Annotated in this window: 14 protein-coding genes; 7 read left to right on the top strand and 7 right to left on the bottom strand. The window is 65.3% G+C overall.

Translation table 11 applies throughout. The features are described 5' to 3' along the window. Positions 1-122: 122 nt before the first annotated feature. The 4 genes from WKB25_RS16125 to WKB25_RS16110 all read left to right on the top strand — a co-directional run bounded on the left by WKB25_RS16125 (position 123) and on the right by WKB25_RS16110 (position 9,820). Positions 123-2,159: a prolyl oligopeptidase family serine peptidase gene (locus tag WKB25_RS16125; RefSeq protein WP_340571778.1), complete on the top strand. Its 2,037-nt coding sequence runs from the start codon at positions 123-125 to the stop codon at positions 2,157-2,159. Between the two features lie 182 nt (positions 2,160-2,341). Then, complete coding sequence (locus tag WKB25_RS16120; protein WP_340571776.1) at positions 2,342-5,209, top strand: TonB-dependent receptor; 2,868 nt, start codon at positions 2,342-2,344, stop codon at positions 5,207-5,209. A gap of 188 nt (positions 5,210-5,397) precedes the next feature. Further along, positions 5,398-7,503 carry a M13-type metalloendopeptidase gene (locus WKB25_RS16115; protein ID WP_340571775.1) on the top strand — a complete coding sequence of 702 codons (2,106 nt, stop codon included), beginning with the start codon at positions 5,398-5,400 and terminating at the stop codon, positions 7,501-7,503. Between the two features lie 310 nt (positions 7,504-7,813). After that, positions 7,814-9,820: a M13 family metallopeptidase gene (locus WKB25_RS16110; RefSeq protein WP_340571774.1), complete on the top strand. Its 2,007-nt coding sequence runs from the start codon at positions 7,814-7,816 to the stop codon at positions 9,818-9,820. Between the two features lie 86 nt (positions 9,821-9,906). Here WKB25_RS16110 and WKB25_RS16105 read toward each other — a convergent pair whose 3' ends face one another. Then, on the bottom strand, positions 9,907-11,562 hold the full coding sequence (locus WKB25_RS16105) for a DUF4166 domain-containing protein (RefSeq protein WP_340571773.1): 1,656 nt from the start codon (positions 11,560-11,562) through the stop codon (positions 9,907-9,909). Positions 11,563-11,688: 126 nt separating this feature from the next. Here WKB25_RS16105 and WKB25_RS16100 point away from each other — a divergent pair, with 126 nt between their 5' ends. Together WKB25_RS16100 and WKB25_RS16095 are read left to right on the top strand one after the other, a co-directional pair. Next, a complete protein-coding gene (locus WKB25_RS16100) occupies positions 11,689-12,171 on the top strand; it encodes a VOC family protein (RefSeq protein ID WP_340571771.1) in 483 nt (160 codons plus the stop codon). Next, positions 12,168-13,754, top strand: a complete 1,587-nt coding sequence (locus WKB25_RS16095; protein WP_340571770.1) for an NAD(P)/FAD-dependent oxidoreductase — start codon at positions 12,168-12,170, stop codon at positions 13,752-13,754. Before WKB25_RS16100 ends, WKB25_RS16095 begins: the two co-directional genes overlap by 4 nt. A 179-nt stretch (positions 13,755-13,933) precedes the next feature. Here WKB25_RS16095 and WKB25_RS16090 read toward each other — a convergent pair whose 3' ends face one another. The 6 genes from WKB25_RS16090 to WKB25_RS16065 all read right to left on the bottom strand — a co-directional run bounded on the left by WKB25_RS16090 (position 13,934) and on the right by WKB25_RS16065 (position 19,734). Continuing rightward, a complete protein-coding gene (locus WKB25_RS16090; protein WP_340571768.1) occupies positions 13,934-14,608 on the bottom strand; it encodes a rhomboid family intramembrane serine protease in 675 nt (224 codons plus the stop codon). A 93-nt stretch (positions 14,609-14,701) separates the two neighbouring features. After that, complete coding sequence (locus WKB25_RS16085) at positions 14,702-15,130, bottom strand: MGMT family protein (protein ID WP_340571767.1); 429 nt, start codon at positions 15,128-15,130, stop codon at positions 14,702-14,704. Beyond that, the gene (locus WKB25_RS16080; RefSeq protein ID WP_165377749.1) at positions 15,037-15,957 is read right to left on the bottom strand and encodes a DMT family transporter; all 921 of its coding nucleotides are present in this window, start codon (positions 15,955-15,957) and stop codon (positions 15,037-15,039) included. Before WKB25_RS16080 ends, WKB25_RS16085 begins: the two co-directional genes overlap by 94 nt. A 392-nt stretch (positions 15,958-16,349) precedes the next feature. Further along, positions 16,350-17,708, bottom strand: coding sequence for a glutathione-disulfide reductase (gene gorA / locus WKB25_RS16075; RefSeq protein ID WP_340571766.1), 1,359 nt, complete (start codon positions 17,706-17,708; stop codon positions 16,350-16,352). A 199-nt stretch (positions 17,709-17,907) separates the two neighbouring features. Continuing rightward, the gene (locus WKB25_RS16070) at positions 17,908-19,152 is read right to left on the bottom strand and encodes a DUF418 domain-containing protein (RefSeq protein ID WP_340571765.1); all 1,245 of its coding nucleotides are present in this window, start codon (positions 19,150-19,152) and stop codon (positions 17,908-17,910) included. Between the two features lie 99 nt (positions 19,153-19,251). Then, positions 19,252-19,734, bottom strand: a complete 483-nt coding sequence (locus WKB25_RS16065) for a peptidylprolyl isomerase (RefSeq protein ID WP_340571764.1) — start codon at positions 19,732-19,734, stop codon at positions 19,252-19,254. A gap of 111 nt (positions 19,735-19,845) precedes the next feature. Between WKB25_RS16065 and WKB25_RS16060 the strand changes: the two genes are divergently transcribed. Then, complete coding sequence (locus WKB25_RS16060; RefSeq protein WP_340571811.1) at positions 19,846-20,385, top strand: C40 family peptidase; 540 nt, start codon at positions 19,846-19,848, stop codon at positions 20,383-20,385. The last annotated feature ends 86 nt before the right edge of the window (positions 20,386-20,471 follow it).

The raw sequence follows: 20,471 nt of genomic DNA, 5'->3' as shown, positions 1-20,471 counted from the left end.
CGGCGGGGTCTCATTGTTTGGGGGAGCGGCCGGGACCGCCATTTTTCACGCCGAGTTGACGGAACCCAGGGCTTCGTTCATCTTCAGGTCATGTTGCCGTGCTCTGCCACAAGGAACCCCTGATGATGCAACCCCGTTACAAGACCGCCCGTCCGGGTACCGTCGCCACGCTGCTGCTGGGCCTCTGCATCGGCCACGCCGCTGCCGCGCCCCTGCCCGCGGAGGATTTCGCCAAGATTCCCGCGCTGCAGTCGGTCACGATGAGTGCCGACGGCAAGCAGCTGGTCGCCATCATTGCCGCCCCTGGCAGCAACAATGCCGATACCGCGCTGGCCAACTGGAACCTGGACAACCTCGCCGCCGGCCCGGTCGCCATCACCCCGTCCGGCGATCGAATGAAGTTCATCGCTGCCAGCGCCCTCAAGGCCGGACGCAACCTGGTCATCAGCCGCCAGGAGTGGACCGGTAAGCTGGGCGGCTGCGGCGAAGGCAACAGTACCGGCGCCACCAAGACCTTCCTGACCAAGGCCTACCTGACCGACGCCAGCCAGGCGAAATTCGACGAGGCGTTTGCCAGCAACACGCGAACGCTGGGCGTCAGTGCCGATACCCTGCGCTGCCTGGAGCTGGCCGGCACCGCTTCGCTGGTGCACCTGCTGCCGCTGGACCCGGACCGGGTCATCATCAACCAGCTCAATGAAGCCACACTGCAGGCCAACTACTACCGCTTCAACCTGCGCACCGGCCAGACCGAACTGCTGTTCAAGGGCAGCTCGCGCACAACCCCAGGGCTGTTCCACCCGCGCACCGGCGAAGTGGTGACTCAGACCCAGATCGAATCCAGCGGCTCGGACGATTTCGAACAGCGCGTGCTGATCAAGAACAGCGCCGGCCAGTTCGAGGTACATGCGCCGCTGACCACCAAGCTGAGCGAACGCTTCACGGTGGACGTGGTCGGCATCGACGATGACAGCGGCAAACTGTATGTGCTGACCGACCAGTTTTCCGATCTGGTACAGGCCCGCCTGTACGACCCGGTCAAGAAAGAGTTCGACAAGGAGCCATTGGCCGCCCACCCGACCTTCTCCATCAGCTCGCTGATCCTCGGCACGCGCAAGAGCAACTTCAACCAGGTGCTGGGCTTCTACATCGATGGACCGCAGCGTCAGGCGATCTATGTCGATCCGCAGATGAAGGGCCTGCAGGAAGGCCTGCAGAAGGCCTATCCGGGCCTGACCGTCTACATCACCGGCTACAACGACGACCTCTCGCGGGTGCTCTTCACCACGGAAAGCAACCGCAACCCGAAGAGCTATTACATCCTGGCCGACCGCAAGGACGTGGTGCCGCTGGGCAGCGAACGTCCCTGGGTGGACAGCAAGCAGATCGGCGAGCAGCGATGGGTGACCTACACCGCCCGCGATGGCCAGCAGATCCCGGCAATCCTCGACCTTCCGGCCGGTTGGAAGCAGGGCGACGGCCCACTGCCGGCACTGGTGCATCCGCACGGCGGCCCGTGGGCGCGTGACTACACGGGCTGGGACGTGTCCGGCTGGGTGCCCTTCTTCACCTCGCGCGGTTATGCCGTGCTGCGACCGCAGTACCGTGGCAGCTCCGGCCTGGGCCGCAAGCTGTGGCTGGCCGGCGATGGCGAGTGGGGCCAGAAGATGCAGGATGACAAGGACGATGGTGCCGCCTGGCTGGTGTCGCAGGGCATCGCGGCGAAGGATCGCATCGCGATCTTCGGCTACTCCTACGGCGGTTTTGCCGCGGCGGCAGCCACCGTGCGCAGCCCCTCGCCGTACCAGTGCGCCATCGCCGGGGCACCGGTCACCGACCTCGGCCGCCTGGGCACGTCCTGGAGCCAGAACCGCCTGCAGCGCATCCTGCAGGGCCGCACAGTGAAGGGCATGGACCCGATGCAGAACACGGCCAAGGCCACCATTCCGTTGCTGACCTTCGTCGGCGACCGCGATGTGCGCACGCCGGCGTTCCATGCCCGCAACTTCTATTCCGGCGTGCAGGGCAAGGTGCCGGCCAGATTCGAACTGATCCCCGACATGCCGCACAGCATGCCGTGGTACCCGCGTCACTTCCAGACGACCCTCACCTTGATGGCCGACTACCTGGCCAAGGACTGTGGGCCAGGCGGCCTGTAACCCCAGCAGAGGGGCCCGATCAACAACCCTGCCAGCTTAACCGGCGGGGTTTTTTAATGCCCATGCGTCTGAATTCCCCCTTAGCAACAATAAGTTACGCAAAGCATCCATTCATGTTGCATTTACTTTACGCCACACATACACTCCATTAACCGAAGCATAACAAACGGGGATCCTAAGAAATGCGCAACGCTAACCGCCACATCAAGCCAAGCCGCGTCCCGCTGACTCTCGCAGTACTGGCCTGCCTGCAGGTCGCACCGGCACTGGCCCAGGAGACCACCCAGCAGGAAGCAAAGGCGTCAAGCGCTTCCTCATCCAACCAGCGTGCGACCGACCTTGACAAGATCACCGTCACCGGCTCGCTGATCCGCCGCGCGGACTATGAGACCACCTCGCCGGTGTTCACCATCAACGCCGAGACCAACGCCAAGCAGGGCCAGGTCAACGTCGCCGAGTTCCTGCAGAAGTCGGCCATCGGTTCGGCTGAAACGCAGATCACCCACCAGTTCGGCGGCTTCGTCGTCGACGGCGGCACCGGCGTGCAGACCGTTTCACTGCGCGGCCTGGGCGCCAACCGCACCCTGGTGCTGCTGGATGGCCAGCGTCCGGGCCCGGCCGGTACCCGCGGCGCCGTCGGCGCCTTCGACCTGAACGTCATTCCCACCGCCATTCTGCAGCGCGCCGAGATCGTGAAGGACGGTTCGTCCTCCATCTACGGCTCCGATGCGGTGGCCGGCGTGGTCAACCTGATCACCAAGAAGAACATCGAGCGTCCGGAGCTGACCGTCACCGGGCGCGTGCCGACCGAGGGCGGTGGCGAGGTATTTGCTGCATCGCTGGCCAACGGCTGGAACTTCGACAACGGCAGCATCGTGGCCGCCGCCGAGTGGTATCGCCACAATGCGCTGACCCGAAATGACCGCGACTACCTGAACTGCGGCAACGACCTCATCAAGGATGCCGACGGCAACCGCATCGACCGTCAGGATCGTTCGATCACTGCCGGCACCGATCTGGCGAACTGCAACAACCTGCTGCACAACGTCGTCGACGTCGGTGCCGTCCGTTATGTTCCTTCGCCGGAAGGAAATACCATCGGCCCACTGCCCGGCTATCGGCCGCGTACCACCCGCACCTATGCCGGTGGCCGCGATGCGATCTACGATGAACCGCTGAACTTCGCGCGCTTCGGCGAAGAGCAGATCATCAACCAGCAGCAACGCAAGAGCGTTTACGTTGCCACTGACTTCGCGTTCGACTCGATCAACTGGAAGACCCAGTTCCTGTTCAACCGTCGTGAAACCGAGACGTTCCGCTGGCGCCAGTTCTTCCCCCGCATCCAGGCACCGGCAGGTTCGGGCTTCACCGGCGTCATTCGTCCGATCATGCCGTTCAAGTCACAGCAGGACGTGACCGTTGACTACTTCTACGGCGCCACCAAGCTGGACGGCCTGTTCAAGGGCACCGACACCTGGGCGTGGGAAGTCAATGCGAACTTCAGCCACTCCAAGGGCAAGTACGGCAACCTGGGCATCCAGGCCTCCAAGACCGGTGACGTTGACTACACTGACGACGCGCCGACGCTGAACTACCTCGACCCAGGCTACCTGAGCGGCGCGAAGGTCGACGAACTGACCAACCTCCTCGGCGTGTGGGACTGGGGCAAGACCATCTACAAGCAGGCCACGATCAATGCGATCGTCAGCGGCGATCTGTTCGAGCTGCCGGCCGGTGCCGTCGGCGTGGCCGCTGGCCTGGAGTACCGCTACTACTCGATCAACGATCAGCCGGGTGAATTGTCCAAGGCACAGGACCTGTGGGGTTCGAGCTCGGCAAACGTCACCAAGGGCGATGACCGCGTGAAGGAAGCGTTCGTCGAGTTCGACGTGCCGCTGCTGAAGGGCCTGCCGGCGATCGAATCGCTCAGCCTGAATGCTTCGGGCCGTGCGTTCCAGTATGACTCGGTGGATGGCACCGACGAGGTCTGGAAGGTGGGTCTGAACTGGCAGGTCATTCCGTCGCTGCGCCTGCGCGGCTCGATTGGCACCTCCTACCGCGCTCCGGGCCTGTACGAGCTGTACCTGGGCAACCAGACCGGCTTCCTCGGCCAAACCGGCATCGACCCATGCATCCGCTGGGGTGAAAGCTCCAACACCAACTACCAGACCAACTGCGCCGCCGCTGGCATTCCGGCCGACTACGCCGGCAACGGCAGCAGCGCCACGGTCTACTCTGGTGGCGGCGCTGGCCAGCTGATTCCGGAAACCTCGCGTGCCAAGACCGCCGGTATCGTGTTCACCCCGACCTTCGCCAACCTGAGCGTGGCAATCGATTACTTCGATTACCAGGTGAAGAACGAAATCGGCCAGATCACCACCGCCGACATCGTCAAGGGCTGCTACGGCGCTGCCGTGTTCCCGAACGCATTCTGCGGCCTGCTGGTGCGCAACCCGGGTACCGGTGACGAGGCATGGAACATCACCGACGTCTTCAATCAGTACGTCAACATCAACAAGCAGCGTACACGTGGCTACGATCTGACCGCCAACTTCGACCATGACTTCTCGTTCGGCAAGTTCTCGGCCGAAACGCAGGTCACCTACACCATCGAAGATACGCAGCAGGTCTTCTCCAGCGCAGAGGAAAGCGGCCTGTCCTCGAACGAACTGCTGGGTGACATCGGCCGTCCGAAGGTCGTGGGGAACCTGGCACTGAGCCTGACCCGGGGTGATTGGACCTTCAACTGGCTGACCACCTACATCCACAAGACCAAGGACATCGATCTGGATCCGGTGTTCACGTACCAGGGCCGTCCGAACTCCTATCGTGACATCACGGTTGATTCGCGGACCTACCACACCGCTTCGGTCAGCTACTCGCAGGCGGATTGGGAAATCCTGGTGGGCGTCAGCAACATCTTCAACAAGACCCCGCCGCTGATCTCCACCGGCGTCAGCGATGCCCGCTACGGCAACATTGCGGCATTCGCCACCCAGTACGATCTGTACGGCCGCACCCCGTTCGTGCGTCTGAAGTACAAGTTCTGATCCTTGCCTGATCGCAGCACCCCGACAGACCCGGCTTTTGCCGGGTCTGTCTTTTTCCGGTGCCGGCAAGGCTCTTGCGCCCGGCCATGACCTTCGACACCCTTGCAGTGTGGGCCGGCGGCGTATCGTTCGGCCCACGGCCGTTCCCCCGGCCCTTCCCTGACTCACTCGGCCTGGAGGCCATTCAAGTGACCCGTACTCCCAAGATCGTGCTGCTGACCCTGGCCGTTTCGGCCGCGCTGGTCGGCTGCGGCAAGAACGAAACCCCGGCAAAGGATGCCACCGCCTCCACGCCGGCTGCGGCCGACGCCACCACCACCTACAAGCTCGACGAGAGCAAGCTGCCGGCCTACAACGCCTTCCAGGCCAGCGACCTGGACAGCAACCTTGACGCCTGCACCGCCTTCGGCGACTACGTCAACGGCAAGTGGCTGGCCGCCAACGAGATTCCGGGCGACCGCACCAGCTGGGGCGCCTTCACCATCCTCGACGAGCGCTCGGTGGCCGTGCAGCACCAGCTGGCCGAGCAGGTCGCGCAGGTCAAGAACCCGGCCGGCATCGAGAAGATCGTCGGCGACCTGTGGGCCACCGGCATGGACGAAGCCAAGATCAACGCCCAGGGCATCGAACCGCTGAAGGCCGACCTGGCTGCGATCGATGGCCTGCAGGACAGGGCCGCCATCGCCAACTACCTGCGCACCAGCGCCGCCAAGGGCGAGAACGTGCTGTTCGGCTTCGGCGCCGAAGCCGACTTCAAGAACTCGGCCGTGAACATGGCCTACGCCAGCCAGGGCGGACTGGGCCTGCCGGACAAGACCTTCTATACCGATGCGTCCAAGGCCGACAAGCTGAAGGCCTACCAGGCCCACGTGGCCAAGGTGCTGGAACTGTCCGGCGTGGCCGCTGCCGATGCCGCAAAGCAGGCTGAGGAAGTCGTCAAGTTCGAGACCCGCCTGGCCAAGGCATCCAAGTCCAGCGTCGAGCTGTCGCGCGACGTTTCCCTGTACTACCACCCGGTCAGCCTGGCCGAGGCCGATGCGCTGACCCCGAACTTCAGCTGGACCGAGTTCTTCAAATCGCAGAATGTGGCCGCGCCGGAGAAGTTCTCGCTGGCCATCCCGGCCTTCCACCAGGAAGTGAGCAAGGCGCTGGGCGACACCGATCCGTCAGTGTGGCGCGCCTACCTGCGCTTCCACACCGTGGACAGCGCTTCGCCGTACCTGGCTGATGCCTTCGTGCAGGAGAACTACGAGTTCTACGGCAAGACCCTCAATGGCCAGAAGGAACAGAAGCCGCGCTGGAAGCGCGTGCTGGGCACCATCGAGAGCGACGCCGGCGAAGCCTTCGGCCAGCTGTACGTGAAGGTCGCCTTCTCGCCGGAAGCCAAGGCGAAGATGGAAGAGCTGGTGAAGAACCTCGCCGCCTCGCTGAAGGAACGCATCCAGGGCCTGTCCTGGATGAGCGAAGAGACCAAGGCCAAGGCCATCGCCAAGTGGGAAACCTTCACGCCGAAGATCGGTTACCCGGACAAGTGGCGTGACTGGTCGGGCCTGCAGACCAACCGTGACAGCTACCTGGGCAACGTGCGCGCGGCCACCACGTTCAACTACCAGTACAACCTGGCCAAGATCGGCAAGCCGGTGGACAAGACCGAGTGGGGCATGACCCCGCAGACGGTCAACGCCTACTACAACCCGCTGCAGAACGAGATCGTGTTCCCGGCCGCCATCCTGCAGCCGCCGTTCTTCGATGCCAAGGCCGACGACGCGCTGAACTACGGCGGCATCGGTGCAGTCATCGGCCACGAAATGACCCACGGTTACGACGACCAGGGCAGCCGCTTCGGGCCGACCGGCAACTTCGAGAACTGGTGGACCGAAGGCGATTCGAAGAACTTCGCTGGCCTGACCGGCAAGCTGGTCAAGCAGTTCGACCAGTACAAGGTCGACGGCCAGGCCGTGAACGGCCATCTGACCCTGGGCGAGAACATCGCCGACCTGGGTGGCCTGGCCACCGCCTACGACGCACTGCAGAAGGCGTCGGCCGGCAAGGAAGACGCGAAGATCGATGGCTTCACCCGCGATCAGCGCTTCTTCTTCAACTGGGCTACCGTGTGGCGCACCAAGTACACCCCGGAGAACGCCAAGGTCCGCCTGGCAACCGACCCGCACGCGCCGGCGCAGTTCCGCGCCATCGGTGCGCCGTCGAACCTGCCGACCTTCACCGCGGCCTTCCAGTGCAAGCCGGGTACGCCGATGTCGCGCACCGGCGACTCGCAGGTGGTGATCTGGTAAGCCACGGCTGAGGCCACGGTTTGCCTGCAGAGGCCCGGGATTTCCCGGGCCTTTGTCTTTTCGCGCTTGCCCGCAGCCACGCATGGCGTGGTTCTACTGACGCCGGCGCTGGCCCAAGCCGTTGATGGATGCCGACCTGGGTCGACGCATGGCGCGAAGGAACCATCGTGATGCGTGCATGGCGCGCCCATGCCACCCGCCCGGTAGCGCCGGGCCATGCCCGGCGGATGCACCGTGATGCGTGCATGCCGCGCCCATGCCCGGCTTGCTATAGTTCGCCCGCCCTCAATCCATCACGGATTCGTTCTACATGCCCAACTTCCGTCCGCTTGCCATCGCCCTGGGCATCAGCCTGGCGACCCTGGTTCCGACCCACGACGCGTTCGCCGCCAAGAAGAAGGCCGCACGCGCCCCGGCCGTCAGTGCACAGTGCAGCGATTTCTACGACGCCACCAACGCGGGCTGGCTGAAGGCCAACCCGGTGCCGCAGATCGGTGCCGCCACCGCGTTGGGCCACCTGGTCGACCGCAGCCGTCAGCAGCAGCGTGAACTGCTGGACGCCTCGATGAAGGCGCCGCAGGGCAACGTGCAGAAGCTGCTGGGCGACTTCTGGGCCAGCGGCCTGGACGAAGCGGCTGTGGAAGCCGACGGCTCCAACCCGATCGCACCGCTGCTGACCCGCATCAACGCGATCAAGAAGGCCAAGGACATTCCGGCCTCGATCGCCGCGCTGCACCAGGTCGGCATCCCGGTGGCCTTCAACTTCGGTCCGGACGTGGACCTGAAGGCGCTGGACCGCCACATCGGTTACTTCATGCAGGGTGGCATGGGCCTGCCTGATCCGGCCTTCTATACCCGCACCGACGCCGACACCGTCGCGTTGATGGGCCGCTACCGCAACTACGTCAAGCAGATCCTCGCACTGACCGGCACCCCGGCGGCCAAGCTGGACGCCGAGTCGCAGGCGGTGATCGCGCTGGAAACCGAACTGGCCCGCAACGCGCAGTCGCTGGCGGGCATCAACAACCCGTTCAACAACTACGCGCCGATCTCCACCAAGGATCTCAACAGCCGCTATCGCAACCTGCAACTGGATGCGTTCCTGAAAGCGCAGGGCGTCAACGATGACCTGGTCTCGCTGGCCGATCCGGCGCTGTTCAAGCAGCTCGACGGCATGGTCACCAAGCTCAAGCCGGACCAGTGGAAGGCCTACCTGCGCTGGCGCGTGGGTGACTCGATGGCGCCTTACCTGTCCAAGGCGTACCGCGATGCGGAGTTCGAGTTCCGTGGCCGCGTGCTGCGTGGCGAGACCCTGCCGCCGCAGCGCTGGGAAAGCGTGCTGGACGCGATCAACGTGGCCGCTGGCCCGATGGTCGGCCGCGAATACGCCGCACGTTACCTGTCCGCCGAAGACCGTCGCCAGGCGGCCTGGATCGTCGACAAGGTGCGTGAAGTGCAGATCGAGGCGGTCAAGAACAACAGCTGGATGAGCGCCGAGGCCAAGAACGAAGCGCAGGCCAAGCTGGCCGCGCTGAAGATCGAGATCGGTACCCCGCTGCGCGACCTGGACTACAGCGTGCAGCCGATGGGCCGTGGTTCGTTCGGCGGCAACATGCTGATCGCTTCGACCTGGCGTCACCGCGAGGAAATGAAGCGCATCGGCAAGGGCAACGCCGACCGCCGCTGGGACGTGCTGCCGCAGCAGCCGTCGCTGGCCTATGACCTGGCGCAGAACCGGCTGATCGTCACCGCCGCGATCCTGCAGGGCCCGGTGTTCAACGCCAAGGCCGATGCCGCCGACAAGTTCGGCAGCTTCGGCGGCCTGGTCGGCCACGAGCTGACCCGCGCGATCGACGCCAAGGGTGCACTGGTTGATGCCAAGGGCGAACTGCGCAGCTGGTGGACGCCGGCCGACAAGACCGCCTGGACCCTGCTCGGCAGCCGTGTCGCCACGCAGTACGGCGCCTACGAGTTCCCCGGCGTGAAGGGGGCCAAGGTCAACGGCACGCTGACCCAGGAAGAGAACCTCGCTGACATCGCCGGTCTGGAACTGGCCTGGGCCGCCTACACCGCGCAGGAGCCGAAGGCCAAGCAGGCACAGCAGCAGGGCTTCTTCCGCGCCTGGGCCGCGCTGTGGCCGCAGCAGCTGTCGCCGAACGAGGCCGCACGCCGCCTGACCGCCGACATCCGTGCACCGGGCCGCTGGCGCGCCAACGGCCCGCTGTCGAACCTGCCGGCGTTCGGCGCCAGCTTCAGCTGCAAGCCGGGCCAGCCGATGCAGCGTACCGACGCCGAGCAGATCAAGGTCTGGCGCTGAGGTTGATGCGATGGCGGTAACGGAAAGGGCGCCTTCGGGTGCCCTTTTTCGTGGTTCTGGCCATCCACGCCAGGCGTGGATGGACCTTACCCGGGTCTCAACGTTCCCCGGTAATGCACGATGCGTCCCACCACTGGCGCACCGATCTCCACGTCGAACACGAATCGCCCGTCCACTTCATACTCGAAACTGTTCTCCCCCGGCATCAGCGCGCGCGGCAACGGCATGCCCAGAATCGACCAGCGTCGCGGCACCAGTTGCAGCCTCCCGTTCTCCACCAGCAACGCCAACGCTACCGACACCACGCCGAAGCGCTCGACCAGCAGTGCCTCGTTGCGTCCCTGCCCCTGCGTCTGCAACGAAGAAAAACGGCGGCCGGCAAAGGTCCGCGTCCAGCGCTCACCACCCGCCTCCGGGCTGAACTCCACACTGACCGGCACACTCGCGCCCGCCGCGGGAAAACCGAACACCTTCCCCAGCAACCGCGACAGCAGTCCACGACCACGTTCGACCGATGCCTTGCCACTCCAGCGCGTGGCGGCAGACGGGGCATGCAGCGCCTGCACGCTGGCCGGCAGTTGTGCGTACGCGCTGCCCAGCACACGTTGATACAGGCTGGCACCGGGCATGTCACGGCGGAAACCGGTATGGATCGTGCGTCCGTCGAACAGCCGGTCGTAGTCGGACAGTTCCAGCGCATGCGTGGCCGCGCGCGCACCGGGCGTCGGCCGATCACCGGCCAGCTGCTTGCGGATTACCGCCTCGATCGCCATCGACGGAATGTACGGGCCGTCATCGGCCTCGGCCAGCAGGTGCCAGCTCTGTTCGATGCGCGCACCATCGCGGGTGCCCACCGCGCGTACGATCATGCCGCCGCGATGTTCACCGAACTTCATCAGGTTCAATACGGTGTAGAACAACCGCGAGCACGGCTCCAGCGACGGTAGTTTCAGATGCAGACGCGCCTTGGCCAGCAGGTTCAGCACGCGATGCAGGATTTCCGGCACCGGGCCCGCCCCCATCCAGATGTCGGTCATCGTCGGATGTTCGGGTGGCAGTACCTGCAGATCGGGAACATCCACCAACGAGAAATGCAGGTTGCGCAGCGGTAGCCGTCCCGGCACCGCGACGGTAAAGCGGCGACTCTCGGCCAGGCCGATGCCGTGCCCATCGCGGCCATTGCGGCGCAGCTTCACCGGCGAACCGGCATAGCCGACGACCGCCCGCATCACGTTCAGGCCGATGCCGGCATACGGCGATGGCGCGATGCCCCCTTCCACGCTGACGATCTCCATGTGCGTGGCCATCTCGCGCAGCACCGCGGCGGTCAATACCGGGAAGCTGCTGACGCCCGACAGCACGTAGATGCCGGCCACCCTGGCCTGCGCGTCGTACTGCGAAACGCCGAATACGAAGTCCGCCGCGTCGGCGAAGTCCAGATAATCAATGCCGGCGGCGATGCAGGCTTCGATCGCGCCGTAGCGATGTTCGCCGTAGTCCTGGAAAGGACCGGAGGCATCCACCACCAGGTCCGGTCGCTCGGCCTGCAAAGCCGCTGCCAGCTGCTGCCGGTCAACCTGCAGTGGGCGCAGTGTCGATTGCCCCACGTAGCTTGCGCAGAACGCCTGTGCCGCCGCCAAGTTGCGGCCACCGATCAGCAGTTCCAGCATCGGCAGGTCCGCCAGCAAGCGGACCAGACGCCCCCCGAACACCCCATATCCACCCAGAATCAGGATCTTCACGCATCGTCCCTGTCGTGTCGTCTGGCCATGGTAGCGCGGCGCCGCCCGCTCCCGCAGTGCAGCACGATCCGGCATTAACACCGCCCATGCTATCGCTGCGCCTTCGTCCACTGCGGAGCCCCCACCATGGCTCACAAGAACACGATCTGCGTCTGGTATGACAACGGTGCACTCGAGGCCGCCACGTTCTATGCGAAGACCTTTCCCGACAGCGAAGTAACCGCCGTGCATCACGCGCCCGGCGATTTCCCCGACGGCAAGCAGGGGGATGTCCTCACCGTCGAATTCACGGTCTGCGGCATTCCCTGCGTCGGCCTCAATGGTGGCCCGACCTTCAAGCACAGCGAAGCGTTCTCGTTCCAGATTTCCACCGAAGACCAGGCCGAGACCGATCGCCTGTGGAATGCCATCGTCAGCAATGGTGGCGAGGAGAGCCAATGCGGCTGGTGCAAGGACCGCTGGGGCATCTCCTGGCAGATCAGCCCACGCATGCTGATCGAAGCGGTGACCAGCAAGGACAAGGCCCTGGCCAAGCGCGCCTTCAACGCGATGATGCCGATGAAGAAGATCGACATCGCCACCATCGAAGCGGCGATCCGCAACGCATGACGACGTGGGACACGATCATCGTTGGCGGCGGCCACAACGGGCTGGTGTGTGCGGCGTATCTGGCGCGCGCGGGGCAACGGGTGCTGGTGCTGGAGCGCCGCGGTGTACTCGGCGGTGCGGCGGTCACCGAGGAGTTCCATCCCGGCTTCCGCAACTCGGTGGCCTCGTACACGGTGTCGCTGCTGCAGCCGAAGGTGATCGAGGAGCTGCAGCTGCATGCCCACGGGCTGCGCATCGTCGCGCGGCCGGCCAACAACTTCCTGCCGTTGCCCGATGGTCGCTACCTGCTGTCTGCACCGGGCCGTACCCAGGCGGAAGTGGCGAAATTTTCCGAGCGCGATGCGCAGGCGCTGCCCGCCTATGAAGCGCGTCTGGAAGTATTTGCCGATGTGCTGCGCGACTGGGCGCTGCGTCCGCCGCCCGACCTCGGGGTGACCGCCGGCTGGCGCGCGCTGCCCGCGCTGTGGCAGATGGGCCGGCTGGGGCGTGAGCTGGCCACACTTGACCCTGCATTGCGGCAGGAACTGCTGGATCTGTTCACGCTGTCGGCCGCCGAGTATCTGGACCGCTGGTTCGAGAGCGGGCCGATCAAGGCGCTGTTCGGTTTTGATGGCATTGTCGGCAACTACGCCAGCCCCTACACGCCAGGCAGCGCCTACGTGTTGCTGCATCACGTATTCGGCCAGTGCAACGGGGTCAAGGGTGCCTGGGGCCACGCCATCGGTGGCATGGGGGCGATCAGCCAGGCCATCGCCGCATCCGCGCGTGCGGCAGGTGCTGAGCTGCGTGTCGATGCCGGCGTGCAGCGCCTGCTGGTTGAAGACGGACGCGTGGTCGGCGTCGCGTTGTCCGGCGGTGAGAGCCTGCGCGCACGTGCGGTGGTGGCCAACGTCAATCCGAAGCTGCTGTACGAACAGCTGCTGCAACCTGCGCAGGTTCCCGCCACCACCCGCGAACGCATGGCGAACTGGCGCTGCGGCTCGGGCACGTTCCGGATGAACGTGGCGCTGTCGCGGCTGCCGGATTTCCGCGCCCTGCCCGGCCCCGGCGATCACCTCAGTGCCGGCATCATCCTGGCGCCCAGCCTGGATTACATGGACCGTGCCTGGCTGGACGCACGTCGCGAGGGCTGGTCGCGCGAGCCGATCGTGGAGATGCTGATTCCGAGCACGCTCGACGACTCGCTGGCGCCACCCGGCCAGCATGTGGCCAGCCTGTTCTGCCAGCACGTGGCGCCGGAGCTGCCCGATGGCCGTCACTGGGATGACCACCGGGATACTGTCGCCGACCTGATGATCGCTACCGTCGATCACTACGCCCCCGGCTTCGCCGACAGCGTGCTCGGTCGACAAGCGCTTTCACCGTTGGACCTGGAACGGACGTTCGGGCTGATCGGCGGCGACATCTTCCACGGTGCGCTCAGCGCCAACCAGTTGTTCTCGGCGCGGCCGATGGTCGGCCAGGCCGGCTATCGCGGCGCCCTGCCCGGCCTTTACCTGTGCGGCGCGGGCACGCATCCGGGTGGCGGGGTGACCGGTGCGCCCGGGCACAATGCGGCGCAGGTGGTGCTGCAGGACCAGTAGATCCACGCCATGCGTGGATGTGGGTGTAACCCCGCCGCCTGCATGACCTGCTGTTGGTAGCCGCGTCAACCTTGGTTGGCGCAACGCGGCAGAGGTGATTGCCAACCAAGGTTGGCATCTAGCGGCGTCACAGCGTGCCAACCAAGATTGGCAGCTATCGCATCAAATGATCCGCAGGATCATTTGATGCTGCGCAGATGGTTCGGGCGCTTCGGCGGGCCAGGCGGACGACGCTTGTTGAACGGCGGTTGGCCGCGCCAGTAGCGGATCAGCAGCCAGCCGAACAGCATGCCGCCGAGGTGCGCGAAATGGGCCACGCCCGGCTGCCAGCCGGTCATGCCCAGCACCAGCTCGCCCACGCCGAACAGGATCACGAACGTACGCGCCTTCATCGGAATCGGCGGGAACAGCAGCATCACCCGCTGGTTGGGGAACAGCATGCCGTAGGCCAGCAGCAGGCCAAACACACCACCGGAAGCGCCCAGCACCGTGGCCGGGTTCTCCAGCATCGTACCGACCAGCAACTGGCAAAGGCCGGCACCAACCACACACACCAGGTAGTAGGTCAGGAAGCGCTTCTCACCCCAGGTCTGTTCAAGCGGCGCGCCGAACATGAAGACGGCCAGCATGTTGAAGAACAGATGGAAGAAACTGCCATGCAGGAAGCCGTAGGTCAGCAGCTGCCAGGGCTGGAAGTTGCCGCCCGGCGAGAACGCATCGAAGCCCTGCTGCAGCGGCTGCAGCATGAACGGCTCGAAGGTCTGCATGCCGAGCAGGAACGGCTGCTGCAGCAGGAACAGGATCGCGTTGGCGATCAACAGGGCCTTGGTGACGGTTGGCAATCGCGGGAACATGGGGGCACCGGCATGGAACGGCCTCCATCATAGCCGCAGCACCGGCCCTTTTTGACCAGAGCAGATGGTCACCCGTTCAGTCGCAGGCAGCGATCAGCCCGGCCCCCATACGGCGGCATCCAGCGCCGCCGCCGGGTCGACTGCGGGCATCCGCACCCGGCCGTTTTCCACGACGACACCCTCCGCCCGCAGCCGCTGTGATTGTTCGCGCCAGCCGGTCGAACCTTCGGCCATGGCGATGCGCCCATCCGAGCGCAGCACCCGGTGCCAGGGCAGCGAGGGATCCTCATTCTGGCCGAGGATGCGCGCGGTCAGCCGGGCCCGTCCGGGCAAGCCCGCGCGCATCGCGACCTGGCCGTAGCCCATCACCTGTCCCGGCGGAATCGCATGGATCACCGCCAGGATGCGCGCACGCGCCTGCGCCGGCGTCAGCGGCGCAGCCGCGTCACCAGCAGTACGCCGAGCAGGACCAGCACGGTGCCGGCGATCTGCGCCGGCCCCATCGGTTCGTCGAGCAGCCATAGGCTCATCACGATGGTGGAAACCGGGCCCAGCATACCCACCTGCGCGGCCAGCGACGAGCCGACGCGCTGCACCGCCAGCATGATCGCCAGCACCGGCAGCACGGTGCAGACCGTCGCATTGATCAGCGACAGCCACTGCACCGCAGCGGGGGCCTGCCACAGCAACGGCAATGGATGGGTAATGGTGAAATGCAACAGCACCAGCACGCTGGCCACGCAACTGGCGTAGGCGGTCAGACGCACCGCGCCGATACGGGCGACCACCTGACCGCTGCCGAACAGATAGAGCGCGTAGCTGAGCGCGCTGCCCAGCACCAGCAGGCTGCCTAGAATGATCTGCCCACCTTCGCGCTGCAGGTCATGGCCGAACGCGATCAGCACGCCAAGATAGCTGAGCACCAGCGCACCGATCTGCCATCGACCCGGCCGCTGCCGCGCCAGCAGCACGTTTATGAGCAGCACCAGGGTCGGGTTCAAGTACAGGATCAACCGTTCCAGGGTCACGCTGATGTACTGCAGCCCCTGGAAATCCAGCAGGCTGGACAGGTAGTAACCAGTGAAGCCGAGCCACAGCACGCGTGCGCGGTCAGCCCAGGACAATCGCTCCGCACGGCGCGAAGCCCACACCGCCATCAGCGCGAACAGGGGTAGCGCCATCAGCATGCGCAGCGCCAGCAGCGTGGTGGCATCCACGCCATGGCGCAGCCCCAGCTTGACGATGATCGCCTTGCCCGAGGCGGCAATGGCGCCGATCGCAGCCAGGCCGATGCCGCCCAGGGCGATACGCGGGGACGTGGTGGCAATGCGGGGGGAAGAGGTAGACATCAGGAAGAAAACGGGCCGCACGGGCGGCTGGAAGGAGCCGGATTGCTTCCAATTGTCTCATGGCACCTCTGGGCGAACGATCCGATTTCCGTTCATGCCCACTGCGATTCCCGATCCACGCATGGCGTGGATCTACGTGTCGACCAAGGTCGACACCTACCAACAGCAACACAGAACGCCGGTCCGACAGATCGCAGCAATCTGTCGAAGGCGGGGTGGGTCCGGTTGCGGGGGCGTGAGCGCCATGGATGGCGCGACCGAGCCTACAGGGACGTATTTACGGCGTCCCCCGCAACCGGACCCACCCCGCCAACCCACGGAATGCCCGCTGTTGCTTCGGCTGTTGCTGTTGAGGTTGCCGGCCAGCGGCCGGCACTACCGTGAGTGTCGGCTCAGCGCATCAACACCACTTCTTCAGCAGACGTCGGGTGAATCGCCACCGTGTCGTCGAACTGGGCCTTGGTCGCCCCCATCTTCACCGCCACCGCGAAACCCTGCAGGATCTCGTCGGCCGCTTCACCCAGCAGGTGTACACCCACCACACGCTCTTCCGGCCCGGCACAGACCATCTTGAACAGACTGCGCTGGGTGCCGTTGGCCAGTGCCTGCAGCATCGGCCGGAAACGGCTGTGATACACCGTCACCTGCTCGAAACGCGCACGTGCGTCTTCCTCGCTCATGCCCACTGCGCCCAGCGGGGGATGCGAGAACACCACGCTGGCCACGTTGTCATAGTCCATCTTCGCGTCCGGGCGGCCACCAAACAGACGATCCATCAGACGACGCGATGCAGCCACGGCAACCGGCGTCAGGCCGACCTTGCCGGCGATGTCACCAACCGCATGCACGCTCGGCACCGCCGTGGTCTGCCACTCGTCCACCTCCACCTGCTGGTGTTCGCCGATCCCGATGCCCAGCGCCTCCAGGCCCAGATTCCTGCTGTTGCCGCGCCGGCCGGTAGCGAAGAACACGGCGTCGAACACGCTGTCGATCGGGCCGTCATGGCCGAACGCGCGCACGCGTTCGCCGTCGCGCTTCAACTCGCGCAGACGGTAATCGAAGTGGATGCGAACGCCCTGCTGGCGCAGATTCTCGGCCAGCTGCGCGGTCAGCTCATAGTCGAAGCGCTCCAGCAGGCGACTGCCACGCACCAGCAGGCTCACCTTGCTGCCCAGCGCCTGCAACAGCCCGGCAAGTTCCACCGCGATGTAGCCGCCGCCGATGATGGCGACCTCGGCCGGTGCCGCACGCAGGTCGAAGAAATCATCGGACACCAGACCCAGTTCAGCGCCTGGAATGTCGGGCCGCTGCGGATGCGCCCCGGTAGCGATGAGGATCTGCGCGGCGCTGTACTGCACGCCATCACTGCACGCCACGGTATGCGCATCCAGCAGATGGCCACGGGCCGGGATGCGCACCACGCCGGTTTCATCCAGGCGCTTGTGGTAACTGGTGTGGATGTTGCTGATGTAGGCCTGGCGATGGATCACCAGCTCTTTCCACGACAGCGCCGGACGCGCCTCCACGTCGAAACCCATCGCACTGGCCAGGCTTATGCGCTCGGCCAGATCGGCCGCCAGCCACATCGCCTTCTTCGGCACGCAACCTACATTCACACAGGTACCGCCCAGTTCACCCGGCTCCAGCAGGGCAACACGCTTGCCATGTTGCGCAGCGCGTATGGCACCGGCCAGGCCAGCGGAACCACCGCCAAGGACGATCAGATCGTAGTCATAAGAGGGAGTGTTCATCGGAATCGCTCGGGTCGACAGGGAACAGGATCGATGACGGGCGCGCCCGCAGAAAAGATCGACGGGCAGCTGGCCGGCGCAGGCGCTCATGCTGCTGCGAGCATGCCATGGTCCGCTGCAGGCCAGACGTGAGGGTGTGCAGCGGCGCGCTTGGCGATGCATGCGGCCGCACAGGCCGATCGGCGCACGGCCTGCACGATCACCCCTGCGCGGCGCCACGACGCATTGCCGGCCACTGCTGGTAGGTCATCGCACGCCACAGCCATTCCATCGGACCGAAGCGGAAACGGCGCAGCCACAGATGGCTGAGGATTACCTGCGCAGCGAACAGCAGCAAGGCGAACAGCAGCTGCCAGGCACGCGGCACTGCATCGAACCACCCCAGCCCGTAGTGATAGAACAGCAACGTACAGACCACCGACTGACCAAGGTAATGGGTCAGCGCCATCCGCCCAACCGGCGCCAGCCAGCCCATGCGCGCACGCCAGTGCACGATCCAGGCCAGGTAGCCCAGGCACATCGGCACGCCGCCCACGGCCACCAGTGCCATGGCCGTGGTGGTCGGCAGGTCATAGACACCCGGCGCCAGATAGGGCTTCCACAGCGCACCGGCCAGGGTGGCCAGCAGTCCCACAGGCAGCGCGACCCAGCGCAGGCCGGCATACAACCGTGGAAAACGCTCCGGCGCGGTCAATGCGCCGCTGCCAGCGAACCAGGCGCCCAGCAGGAACATGCCCAGCACTTCGGGTCCGGAAATGAACATGCCACCCAGCGACGCGCCGAACTCATGCAGTCGCTGCACGTTGGCCTGCATCCAGTCGCCCTGGCCGTACACCAGGCGTTGCTGGTCGATGCCCTGCTGCGCGTCGACCAGCATCTTCTGCAGGTCCTGCGGGGTGGCCATCGACACCATTGCGCCGACCAGCAGCATCAGCACGACACCCAGTGCATACACCAGCAGACCCATCCACGGCAGCCAGCTGCGCGGTGCTTCGCGGCAGGCCAGCAACGGCAGCGAGACCAGTGCATACAGCACCAGGATGTCGCCCGACCACACCAGCAGTGCGTGGCACAGGCCGATCAGCAGCAGCCCGGCGCTGCGGCGCAGGTAGAACGGCGTGAACCGGCGACCTGCCGCTTCAGCACGCTGGGCCATCACCGCAAAGCCCGCCCCGAACAGCAGCGAGAACAGGGTGAAGAATTTTCCCTGCACGAACACATAGACGAAGGCATCAGCCCAGTAGTCGATGCCCTGCCAATGCGCGTCGATGCCCGTAAAGGCCAGGTCCAGCGGCCCGCTGAGGGCCTCGATGTTCATCAGCAGGATGCCCAGCAGGGCGAAGCCACGCAGTATGTCCAGCACGGCGATGCGTTCGCCGGAAGCCACCGGTTGCAGGGAAGGGGAAGCGGTGTTCACGGGGTATCCGGCGTGCAGGTCCGTCATTATGCCGCCGGCCTGCGGGCCATGGACGGCCCCGCCCTGTTCCAGATACGCAACGGCCCGCCGAAGCGGGCCGTTGCTGCCATCACGATCGCGATGCGATCAGTGCTGGTGACCGCCGTCGCCGTGGACGTGGCCGTGTTCGAGCTCTTCCTTGCCGGCTTCGCGCACGTCGACGATCTCGACGTCGAAATGCAGGTCCTTGCCGGCCATCGGGTGGTTCAGGTCGACGTCGACCACGCTCATGCCGACCTTCTGCACGGTCACGGCACGCGGGCCGAAGTTGGTCTGCAGCACGACCTGCTGGCCCGGGACCAGCTTGGCGGTACCGAAGTGCTTCTTCGGCACGCGCTGGGACAGGCCATCACGGCGCTCGCCGTAGGCATCGGCCGCCTTGACGTCGACGTCGAAGGTCGCGCCGGCTTCCCTGTCCATCATGGCGTTTTCCAGGCCCGGGATGATGTTGCCGTGGCCGATCAGGATCGCCAGCGGCTCGCCGCGGTCCTTGGACGATTCGATCGGCTCCTGGCCGGCCTCGGAGACGGTGTAGTGGAAGCGGACAACGCGGTCTTTTTCGATCTTCATGCGCAACTCTGTCTGGATCTGCCGGAGGCAGGCGGGTTGGGGCGGGTTGTCGCCCGGCGGGGACGCCGCCATCATGACGGCCAATCCAAGGTCGCGCATTATCCGGAGAACATGCACATCACGCCAGTTTCGTCCGGCACGCGCCGGCGCATCGCGCCCGCCCTGCTGCTCGCCCTGCCCCTGCTGCTGACCGCCTGTGGCGGCGGCAAGGCCGTCCGTTCCGCACCGCCACCGCCTGCGGCAAGCTGGCCCAGCACCACGCCGGACAACCCCGAGGCCGCCAATTCGGTGCTGATGCGCGCCATCAGCCTGGTCGGCACGCCCTACCGCTACGGCGGCAACACGCCCGAATCCGGCTTCGACTGCAGTGGCCTGGTCGCCTACGTCTACCGTGAAATGCTGGACCTGAAGCTGCCGCGGACCTCACGCGACCTGGCGGCGGTACAGGGCCCGAAGATCGACCCGAAACGCCTGGCAACCGGCGACCTGGTCTTTTTTGGCAGCCGCGGCAATGTCAGTCACGTGGGGATCTACGTCGGCGAAGGTCGATTCGTGCACGCCCCGAGCACCGGCGGGACGGTCCGCCTGGATTCGCTCAGCGGCCCCTATTGGAAGGACCACTACACAGGGGCAAAACGCGTCCTTCGCTAAAATGAACAGGCGATATGTTCAAAAATGTGACAGACATCACTGCGCAACTAACGATTTACTAACGGAATTTTTAACTTATTACTGCT

The organism is Stenotrophomonas sp. G106K1, assembly GCF_037969685.1.
In the GTDB taxonomy this organism is placed as follows: domain Bacteria; phylum Pseudomonadota; class Gammaproteobacteria; order Xanthomonadales; family Xanthomonadaceae; genus Stenotrophomonas; species Stenotrophomonas lactitubi.
The sequence above is the reverse complement of the archived record's forward strand: the minus strand, read 5'-3'. Positions and strand labels throughout refer to the sequence as shown.

Bases quoted from the DNA above. Each gene is read 5' to 3' on its own strand.
- WKB25_RS16125 (WP_340571778.1), top strand. From the start codon at position 123: ATGATGCAACCCCGTTACAAGACCGCCCGTCCGGGTACCGTCGCCACG.
- WKB25_RS16120 (WP_340571776.1), top strand. From the start codon at position 2,342: ATGCGCAACGCTAACCGCCACATCAAGCCAAGCCGCGTCCCGCTGACT.
- WKB25_RS16110 (WP_340571774.1), top strand. From the start codon at position 7,814: ATGCCCAACTTCCGTCCGCTTGCCATCGCCCTGGGCATCAGCCTGGCG.
- WKB25_RS16100 (WP_340571771.1), top strand. From the start codon at position 11,689: ATGGCTCACAAGAACACGATCTGCGTCTGGTATGACAACGGTGCACTC.
- WKB25_RS16095 (WP_340571770.1), top strand. From the start codon at position 12,168: ATGACGACGTGGGACACGATCATCGTTGGCGGCGGCCACAACGGGCTG.
- WKB25_RS16090 (WP_340571768.1), bottom strand. From the start codon at position 14,608: ATGTTCCCGCGATTGCCAACCGTCACCAAGGCCCTGTTGATCGCCAAC.
- WKB25_RS16085 (WP_340571767.1), bottom strand. From the start codon at position 15,130: ATGGCTGCTCGACGAACCGATGGGGCCGGCGCAGATCGCCGGCACCGT.
- WKB25_RS16080 (WP_165377749.1), bottom strand. From the start codon at position 15,957: ATGTCTACCTCTTCCCCCCGCATTGCCACCACGTCCCCGCGTATCGCC.
- gorA (WP_340571766.1), bottom strand. From the start codon at position 17,708: ATGAACACTCCCTCTTATGACTACGATCTGATCGTCCTTGGCGGTGGT.
- WKB25_RS16070 (WP_340571765.1), bottom strand. From the start codon at position 19,152: ATGACGGACCTGCACGCCGGATACCCCGTGAACACCGCTTCCCCTTCC.
- WKB25_RS16065 (WP_340571764.1), bottom strand. From the start codon at position 19,734: ATGAAGATCGAAAAAGACCGCGTTGTCCGCTTCCACTACACCGTCTCC.
- WKB25_RS16060 (WP_340571811.1), top strand. From the start codon at position 19,846: ATGCACATCACGCCAGTTTCGTCCGGCACGCGCCGGCGCATCGCGCCC.